A 4,060-nucleotide genomic window follows, 5' to 3' on the forward strand; every position below is an offset into this window, starting at 1 on the left:
GAACGCGCCCTGGATGTGCGGGAATGGCATGGCGCTGCCGTAGAAGCGCATGTTGAGGCACTGGTTATGCATCCCCTCGCGGCAGTATCGGCAGCTGTAGCAGGGCCGCGACGGCGAGACCGCGACCAGTTGGCCGGGCTCCAGCCCGCTGACGCCGGAACCGATCTTCTCGATCAGGCCGGAGACCTCGTGGCCGAGGATCATCGGCTCCTTCAGGCGCACAGTTCCGAAGCCGCCATGATTGTAGTAGTGCAGGTCGCTGCCGCAGATACCGCCGGCGGCAAGACGCAACAGCACCTGGCCCGGCCCCGGCTCCTCGACGGAACGGTCCTCGATGCGCAGGTCCTTGGCGGCGTGGATGACGATCGACTTCATGGTGAGCGAGCTCCTACAGCACCGGCGAGATGAGCGGCTGGCCGGCGAAATGAGCGGCGAGGTTGTCGCGCACCAGTCTGCCCATCGCCTTGCGCGTTTCGACCGTGCCCGAGGCATGGTGCGGCTGCAAAAGCACGTTGTCGAGCGCGAGGAAGCGTGGATTGAGATTCGGCTCGCCTTCGAAGACGTCGAGCGCGGCCGAGCCGAGCACCTTGTTCTCGAGGGCGTCGAGCAGCGCTTCCTCGTCGATGTTGGACGCGCGCGAGATGTTGATCAGCATGCCTTCCTCGCCAAGCGCCGCGATCACCTCGCCGTTGACGATGTGGCGCGTCGCGGCGGACGCGGCAAGCGTCACGAACAGGAAGTCCGAACGCCTGGCCAGCGCGACGGGATCGGCGAGGAACTCCCAATCGCCGGCAAACTCCTTCGGCGCGACATCGCTGTAGGCGATGTCCATGCCGAAGCCGGCAAGGCGCTTGGCCACCTCATAGCCGATGCGGCCGAGGCCGAGCACGCCGGCCCGCCGTCCCCAGACCCGGCGCTTGAGCGGATAGAGCCCCTTCGCCGTCCAGCTGCCGTCGCGCACCCAGCGCTCCGCGCCGATCATGCCGCGCGACAGGCACAGCATCATGGCGATGCCGAGATCGGCGACGTCGTTGGTCAGCACGTCCGGCGTGTTGGTGACGCGCACGCCGCGCTCCCGGCAGGCCACGAGATCGACCGCGTCGAAACCGACGCCATAGACGGAAACGAGTTCGAGCGACGGGCAGGCCTCGATCATGGCGCGGTTGGCGCCAAGCTCGCCGCGCGTGGCTATGCCGCGCACAAGCGGCCCTACCTCCGCGAGGAAGGCCGGCTTGTCGTCGGCCGCGAAATAGCGATGCACCGTGAAGGCTTCGTTGAGCGGCTCCTCGTCCCATGCGGGATAGGGTCCGACCTGAAGGATGTGAGGCCGCTGCATCGCTATTCGCTCCACTTGACTTGACAGATGATGTTATCGATAACATAAGACGCTCAGCGACGAGAGGCAATCAGGAAAATGTCGTCCAAACTGTTCGATCTCACCGAGCGCACCGCGCTCGTCACCGGCTCCTCGCAAGGCATCGGCTTTGCCTTGGCCAAGGGCCTCGCCGAAGCCGGCGCCATTGACGCTTTCGAGCTTGCCGGCGGGTCGATCGACATCCTGGTCAACAATGCCGGCATGCAGTTCCGCACGCCGCTCGAGGACTTTCCCGCCGACGCCTTCGAGCGCCTGCTGCAGACCAATGTCGCCAGCGTCTTCCATGTCGGCCAGGCCGTGGCGCGGCACATGATCGGGCGCGGCCGCGGCAAGATCATCAACATCGCCAGCGTCCAGACCGCGCTCGCCCGCCCCGGCATCGCGCCCTATACGGCGACCAAGGGCGCGGTCGGCAACCTGACCAAGGGCATGGCGACCGACTGGGCCAGGCATGGCCTGCAATGCAACGCGATCGCGCCCGGCTATTTCGACACCCCGCTCAATGCGGCGCTCGTCGCCGACCCGGCATTCAGCGCCTGGCTCGAAAAGCGTACGCCGGCCGGTCGCTGGGGCCAGGTCGAGGAACTGGTCGGCGCCTGCGTCTTCCTAGCCTCCGATGCGTCATCCTTTGTCAATGGACACATTCTCTATGTCGACGGCGGCATCACGGCTTCGATCTGATCCCCCGCCGCGCATGGTGGTCATGGGCGTCACCGGTTCGGGCAAGACGACGGTCGGCGAGGCGCTCGCCCATGCGATCTCGGCGACATACGTCGATGGCGACAAGCTGCACCCTGAGGCCAACATCGCCAAGATCAGCGCCGGCATTCCGCTCGACGATGCCGACAGGTGGCCCTGGCTGGCCAAGGTCGGCGAAACGCTGCGGCAACGGCCCGCGCCGGTAATCGTCGGCTGCTCGGCGCTGAAACGCGTCTATCGCGATTTCATCACCGAGCAAGCAGGCGAGCCGGTGCTGTTCATCTATCTCGACGGTTCGCGCAAGCTGATTTCGAAGCGCATGCATGAGCGCACCGGCCACTTCATGCCCACCAGCCTGCTCGACAGCCAGTTCGCGACGCTGGAGGTGCCGGGCAAGGACGAGAATGCGATCGCGGTGACAATCGCTGCGCCGCTCGATGAGATCGTCGCGGACATAGCAGCCAGGCTGGCGGGAGGACCGACATGACCAACAGAGTCGCACTGATTGGCGCCGGCGCCATGGGCGGAGCGATCGGCGAGCGCCTGCTCGCCACCGGCAATCGCCTCGCTGTGTTTGACCTCGACAAGGCCAAGGTCGAGGCGCTGGTCGCCAGGGGCGCGACTGCGATGGCGAGCGCGGCCGAGGCGGCCGGCGCGGCGGATTATGTCATCCTCAGCCTCAATTCAGCCGCGATCGTGCGCCGCGCTGTGTTCGGCGACGCCGGCGTGGCTGCGGGCGCAAGGCCCGGCACGCTGATCATCGACATGTCGTCCATCGATCCCGACGCGACGCGCCAGCTGGCCGCCGATGCGAGCGACAAGGGTTTGCGCTGGGTTGACAGTCCGCTCTCCGGCGGTGCGCCCAAGGCGCTGATCGGCGAGTTGACGCTGATGGCTGGCGGCGAGGCACAGGACGTTGCGGATGCCCACGCCGTGCTGCGCGACGTCGCGAGCAACTACACCCATATGGGACCGGCCGGCGCCGGCCAGACGACCAAGCTGATCAACCAGGTGCTGTGCGCGCTGAATTTCATGGCCGTGGCGGAAGCGACCCGCCTGGCGCTCGACGCCGGCGTCGACGTGCTCAAGATCCCGCAGGCGCTGAAGGGCGGCCGCGCCGACAGCGCCATCCTGCAGGAGTACCTGCCGCGCTTCGCCACCCGCGACTACCGCCGCACCGGCCGCATTGACAACATGGTGAAGGACCTCAACGCCGCCCAGGATTTGGCGCGGCGCACGCACACCGCGATGCCGCTGACAGCAGTCTGCGCCGAGGTGCATCGGCTGCTGACGGCCGCCGGACTGGGCGGCGAGGACCAGGCCGCACTGATGGAATTCTTCCAACGCAAAGAGGACGGCAAATGATTACGCGCTACGCACTGTTCGAGGGCAAGGTGAAGGACGGCCAGACGGAAGCGTTCCGCAGAGACGTGATCGAGACCGTCCTGCCCAAATGGAAAGCCTTCCCGGGCGCGCTCGATGTCCGCGTCTCCTTCGCCGAGAAGCGCGACGACGGCGCGCCGGAATTCCCGATGATCCTGGCGATCAACTACCGCGACCTGGCGGCGGTCGACGCGGCCCTCGCCAGCCCCGCCCGCGCCGAATCGCGCGCCGCGACCGAGGCGGTGCTGGGCCGATATTTCGAGGGCCGCATCCACCACCATGTCACGATCGCCAACGAGTTTCCGCTGGCGGAGAATTGACCGGCACCGCACAATGGCTGCGGTGCCTTGGCGATGCGACACGACATTTGTGGCGATGACCAGCAACGACTGACCGGCGGAGACCCTCGGCTATTTGCCTGCTTTCGGATTGCGGGAAAGACAGCGACGGTCGGCGCTCGAGGTGGCTCTCGGGAGACCTGCGGAGGCTCAGGCGGCGGCGCTTCCGGAGCCTTTGGTCCGCCGGCTGAAAGACGGACCGAAATCGCGAAAACGCGCCACTCGCGATTGACGGGCTCGTAGAGTAGCTCGCGATGTGCGAGGA

Annotated in this window: 6 protein-coding genes; 4 read left to right on the top strand and 2 right to left on the bottom strand. The window is 66.6% G+C overall.

Features of this window, described 5'->3' with window-relative positions:
- Both EOA33_RS26655 and EOA33_RS26660 read right to left on the bottom strand, forming a co-directional pair.
- Nucleotides 1–375, bottom strand: a 375-nt coding sequence (locus EOA33_RS26655; protein ID WP_148670644.1) for an alcohol dehydrogenase catalytic domain-containing protein, incomplete at its 3' end; no start/stop codon positions are given.
- 13 nt (nt 376–388) lie between these two features.
- Entirely contained in the window at nt 389–1,336 is a 948-nt protein-coding gene (locus EOA33_RS26660) for a 2-hydroxyacid dehydrogenase (protein WP_126057946.1), read from the bottom strand.
- A 78-nt stretch (nt 1,337–1,414) separates the two neighbouring features.
- Here EOA33_RS26660 and EOA33_RS26665 point away from each other — a divergent pair, with 78 nt between their 5' ends.
- The 4 genes from EOA33_RS26665 to EOA33_RS26680 are packed head-to-tail and all read left to right on the top strand — an operon-like array spanning nt 1,415 to nt 3,777.
- A complete protein-coding gene (locus EOA33_RS26665) occupies nt 1,415–2,056 on the top strand; it encodes an SDR family oxidoreductase (RefSeq protein ID WP_127406997.1) in 642 nt (213 codons plus the stop codon).
- Between the two features lie 13 nt (nt 2,057–2,069).
- Complete coding sequence (locus EOA33_RS26670) at nt 2,070–2,561, top strand: gluconokinase (RefSeq protein ID WP_245482443.1); 492 nt, start codon at nt 2,070–2,072, stop codon at nt 2,559–2,561.
- The gene (locus tag EOA33_RS26675; RefSeq protein WP_126057943.1) at nt 2,558–3,439 is read left to right on the top strand and encodes an NAD(P)-dependent oxidoreductase; all 882 of its coding nucleotides are present in this window, start codon (nt 2,558–2,560) and stop codon (nt 3,437–3,439) included. Before EOA33_RS26670 ends, EOA33_RS26675 begins: the two co-directional genes overlap by 4 nt.
- The gene (locus tag EOA33_RS26680) at nt 3,436–3,777 is read left to right on the top strand and encodes a hypothetical protein (RefSeq protein ID WP_126057942.1); all 342 of its coding nucleotides are present in this window, start codon (nt 3,436–3,438) and stop codon (nt 3,775–3,777) included. The genes EOA33_RS26675 and EOA33_RS26680 overlap by 4 nt, the downstream gene beginning before the upstream one ends.
- The last annotated feature ends 283 nt before the right edge of the window (nt 3,778–4,060 follow it).

The sequence above is a fragment of the Mesorhizobium sp. M4A.F.Ca.ET.050.02.1.1 genome, assembly GCF_003997725.1.
Lineage (GTDB): Bacteria > Pseudomonadota > Alphaproteobacteria > Rhizobiales > Rhizobiaceae > Mesorhizobium.